This is a genomic window from Curtobacterium sp. MCBA15_016 (genome assembly GCF_001865105.1).
Classification (GTDB): domain Bacteria; phylum Actinomycetota; class Actinomycetes; order Actinomycetales; family Microbacteriaceae; genus Curtobacterium.
Genome location: NZ_MJGR01000034.1, coordinates 369308 through 373579, shown reverse-complemented (window position 1 = coordinate 373579; position 4272 = coordinate 369308). Strand labels below are relative to the sequence as shown.

At 70.0% G+C, this 4272-nt stretch carries 5 protein-coding genes; all 5 read right to left on the bottom strand.

Features of this window, described 5'->3' with window-relative positions; all coding sequences use genetic code 11:
- Positions 1-331: 331 nt before the first annotated feature.
- Positions 332-691, bottom strand: coding sequence for an RNA polymerase-binding protein RbpA (locus BIV03_RS15495; protein ID WP_070416207.1), 360 nt, complete (start codon positions 689-691; stop codon positions 332-334).
- A 3-nt stretch (positions 692-694) separates the two neighbouring features.
- Complete coding sequence (gene secG / locus BIV03_RS15490; RefSeq protein WP_056124375.1) at positions 695-946, bottom strand: preprotein translocase subunit SecG; 252 nt, start codon at positions 944-946, stop codon at positions 695-697.
- 119 nt (positions 947-1065) lie between these two features.
- Positions 1066-1845, bottom strand: a complete 780-nt coding sequence (gene tpiA / locus BIV03_RS15485) for a triose-phosphate isomerase (RefSeq protein ID WP_071296368.1) — start codon at positions 1843-1845, stop codon at positions 1066-1068.
- Positions 1842-3059 (bottom strand): phosphoglycerate kinase, encoded by a 1218-nt coding sequence (gene pgk / locus BIV03_RS15480; protein WP_071296303.1) that lies wholly within the window; start codon positions 3057-3059, stop codon positions 1842-1844. The genes tpiA and pgk overlap by 4 nt, the downstream gene beginning before the upstream one ends.
- Positions 3060-3062: 3 nt before the next feature.
- Complete coding sequence (gap, locus tag BIV03_RS15475; RefSeq protein WP_070416209.1) at positions 3063-4067, bottom strand: type I glyceraldehyde-3-phosphate dehydrogenase; 1005 nt, start codon at positions 4065-4067, stop codon at positions 3063-3065.
- Positions 4068-4272 lie beyond the last annotated feature (205 nt).

Here is a 4272-nt window from a genome sequence, read left to right as displayed (position 1 = left end):
GCGCCTCCCGTCCGTCCGTGGGTGCGCCTGCCGCGCGCCCGCCCGCCCGCCCGCCTGCCCGCCCGGCGCCCGCCCGCTCGGCTGCCCGGCCGGCGCCTGCCGCCCACCCGCCCACCCGGCCACCCGCCCGCCTCGGTCGCACAAAGTGTCGCCCGCAGCGTGCGGAAGCAGCGCTTCATGCGACCTCGACGGCGCCCGCACGGCATATCGTGCGACCTCGGCGGCGCCCGCGCGGCGCGTCGTGCGACCTCGCCGGTCCACCGCGCACCCACCGCACGCACGAAGGCCCCCGTACCGGATCGGTACGGGGGCCTTCGGACGTCTCGTGCGACTACTTCGCGGTGCCGCGACGCTGCCGGAGCTGCTGCAACGCGTCCTCGAGGAGCTGCGCCGCCTCTTCTTCGGTGCGACGCTCCTTCACGTACGCGAGGTGCGTCTTGTACGGCTCGGTCTTGGAGACCACGGGAGGGTTCTCCTTGTCACGACCAGCCGGGAGCCCGGTCGACGGCGAGTCCACCGTCTCGGGGATCTCGTCATCGGGGAGGCCGGCGGCGAAGTACCGCACGACCTCGTTGCCGAGGGCGTCCCAGTACGAGATCGCCACACGCTCGGCCTGGACCCCGCGGTCCTGCTCCCCCATCGGGCCCGCGCCGACGCGCGAACCCCGGATTGCACTGCCTCCGGATGCCATGGATCAGCTCCCCGCCGTGAACTTGTTGATGAGACCGAGCACGATGATCGACACGATCCAGAGGAGACCGAGGATCACCGTGATGCGGTTGAGGTTGCGCTCGGCGACGCCGGACGCCCCGAGGTTGCTCGTCACGCCGCCGCCGAACATGTCGGAGAGGCCGCCACCGCGGCCCTTGTGCAGCAGGATGAGGAGCGTGAGCAGGAGGCTCGTTATCGCGAGCAGGACCTGCAGCACGACGGAGAGAATCGCCACGACGTACCTTTCGTGTCAGTCAGCCATCCGAGTATACCGGCCAGGTGGTCGGCCGAGGTCCCCGGGCTGGGCGTGGCACAGGCCGGCCGCACGATGGCGACCGGCCTGTGTCCGGTGGATCAGAGTCCGACGTGCTGCCGGAAGCGCGCGATGGCCGCGAACTCCTGCACGTCGAGGGAGGCGCCACCGACGAGCGCGCCGTCGATGTCGGGCTCGCGCAAGAAGCCGGCGATGTTGCCCGACTTCACCGAGCCGCCGTAGAGCACCCGCGTCGCCGCGGCTGCCTCGTCGCCCCAGGCTGCAGCGATCCCGCGACGGATCGCAGCGCATTCGTCCTGCGCCTGCTCGGCGGTCGCGGCCTGGCCGGAGCCGATCGCCCAGACCGGCTCGTACGCCACGACGATCTCCGAGGGCTGCACAGCGTCGAGGACGACCTGCAGCTGCTCGACCGGCACGACACCGGCGCCGCGCTCCTCGCGCTGCTCACCGGTCTCGCCGACGCAGACCACCGGCACGAGACCGTGCTTGACGGCCGCGGCGGTCTTCGCGGCGACGACCTCGTCGGTCTCCGCGTGCAGCGTGCGTCGCTCGGAGTGTCCGACGATGACGTACTGCGCGTCGAGTGCGGCGAGGAACGCCCCGGACACGTCGCCCGTGTAGGCGCCCGAGTCGTACTGGGACAGGTCCTGCGCGCCGAAGCGGATCGGGAGCTTGTCGGCCGAGATGAGCGTCTGCACGCTCCGGAGGTCGGTGAAGGGCGGGAAGACCGCGACCTCGACGTCGTCGAAGTCGTGACGTGCGTCCTTCAGCGTCCACGCGAGCTTCTGCACGGTCGCGATGGCCTGGAGGTGGTCCAGGTTCATCTTCCAGTTGCCCGCGATCAACGGCGTCCGGGTCATCGCGACCACCCCAGTGCTTCGAGACCGGGGAGCGACTTGCCCTCGAGGAACTCGAGGCTCGCACCGCCACCGGTCGAGATGTGCCCGAACTGGTCGTCCGAGAAGCCGAGCGACCGGACGGCCGCGGCGGAGTCGCCACCGCCGACCACACCGAGGCCGTCGACCTCGGTCAGGGCCTGCGCGACGGTCTTCGTGCCGGCGGCGAAGGCCGGGAACTCGAACACGCCCATCGGGCCGTTCCAGAACACGGTCTTCGACGAGGACACCGCGGACGCGAACCGCGCCGCCGTCTCCGGGCCGATGTCGAGGCCGATGCCGTCCGCCCCGAAGGACGACGACTCGATCGCGTCCGCGGCGACGGTCTCGTGCGAGGCGTCGGCCGCGAACCCGGACGCCACGACGACGTCCGTCGGCAGGTCGATCGTCACGCCGAGCTCCTTCGCCCGCGAGAGGTACTCGCGGACGACGTCGAGCTGGTCGGCCTCGAGCAGCGACTTCGCGACCCCGTGGCCCTGGGCCGCGAGGAACGTGAAGAGCATGCCGCCGCCGATGCAGAGCGTGTCCACCTGCGGCAGGAGGTGGTCGATGACACCGAGCTTGTCGCTGACCTTCGACCCGCCGAGCACGACCGTGTACGGCCGTTCCGGCGTCGTCGTGAGGCGTTCGAGCACGCCGAGCTCGGTCTCGATGAGCGACCCCGCTGCGCTGGGCAGCGCGGACGCGAGCTCGTACACCGAGGCCTGCTTGCGGTGCACGACACCGAAGCCGTCGGACACGAAGGCGTCCCCGAGGGCGGCGATGCGGTCCGCGAAGCCACTGCGCACGGCAGCGTCCTTCGAGGTCTCCTCCGGGTTGAACCGGAGGTTCTCGAGCAGCAGGACGTCGCCGTCCCCGAGTTCCCCGGCGGCCGCGGTCGCTTCGTCACCGACGGTCTCGCCGACGAACGTGACCTCTTTGCCGAGCAGCTCGGAGAGCCGCTGGGCCACCGGCGCGAGCGAGAACTCCGGCTTGGGCTCGCCGTCGGGGCGGCCCAGGTGGGAGATCACGATGACGCGGGCGCCGGCGTTGATGAGGGTGTTCAGGGTGGTCAGCGACGCGCGCACGCGGCCGTCGTCCGTGATCACGCCGTCCTTGAGCGGGACGTTGAGGTCACAACGGACGACGACACGCTTGCCGGCGAGGTCGCCGAGGTCCTCGAGGGTGCGGAGTGCCATGGGTTAGAGGCGCTCGCCCACGTACTCGGTGAGGTCGACGAGGCGGTTCGAGTAGCCCCACTCGTTGTCGTACCACGAGGTGATCTTCACGAGGCCGCCGATGACCTTGGTCAGGCCGGAGTCGTAGATCGAGGAGTGCGGGTCCGTGGTGATGTCGGTCGACACCAGCGGGTCCTCGCTGTAGAGCAGGATGCCCTTGAGCGGACCCTCGGCTGCCTCCTTGTAGGCGGCGTTGATCTCGTCGACGGTGACCTCGGACTTGGTCTCGAGGGTGAGGTCGGTGATCGAGCCGGTCGGCACCGGGACGCGGAGCGCGAAGCCGTCGAGCTTGCCGGCGAGCTCCGGCAGGACGAGGCCGATGGCCTTCGCCGCACCCGTGGAGGTCGGGACGATGTTCAGGGCTGCGGCACGCGCACGACGCGGGTCCTTGTGCGGGCCGTCCTGGAGGTTCTGGTCGGCGGTGTAGGCGTGGACCGTGGTCATGAGACCGCGCTCGATGCCGAACTTGTCGTGGAACACCTTGGCGAGCGGCGCGAGGCTGTTCGTGGTGCAGGACGCGTTCGAGATGATGTTGTGGTTCGCGGGGTCGTACTGGTCCTCGTTCACGCCGAGCACGATGGTGACGTCGTCACCCGTGGCCGGGGCGGAGATGATGACCTTCTTGGCACCGGCGTCGATGTGCTTCTGCGCATCGGCGGCCTTGGTGAAGAAACCGGTCGACTCGATGACGATGTCGACACCCAGCTCGCCCCAGGGGAGGTTGGCGGGGTCGCGCTCCGCGAGGACCTTGATCGCCTTGCCGTCGACCACGATGTTGTCGCCGTCGAGCTCGACCGTCGCCGGGAGCTTGCCGGTGATGGAGTCGAACTTCAGCAGGTTCGCGAGGGACGCGTTGTCGGTGAGGTCGTTCACCGCCACGATCTCGAGGTCGCTGCCCTTGGCCAGTGCGGCCCGGAAGAAGTTACGGCCGATGCGGCCGAAGCCGTTGATACCGATCTTGACGGTCAATGGATCTCCTGGTGGGTGTGGAGCGCCCGGGGGGCGCTGCTTTCGGAGTCGTGTGGCCCTTCGGGCCCACGTGTGGTGGACGATACGCCCCGTAACGTCGCCGTAACGACCCTAGCAGTCGGACTCTGCCAGACCGCGCGGGATGACGGTCCGTCCGGACGGTCGCGAGCGCCGCCCTGGACCACCCCGACGACGGACGGGAGGC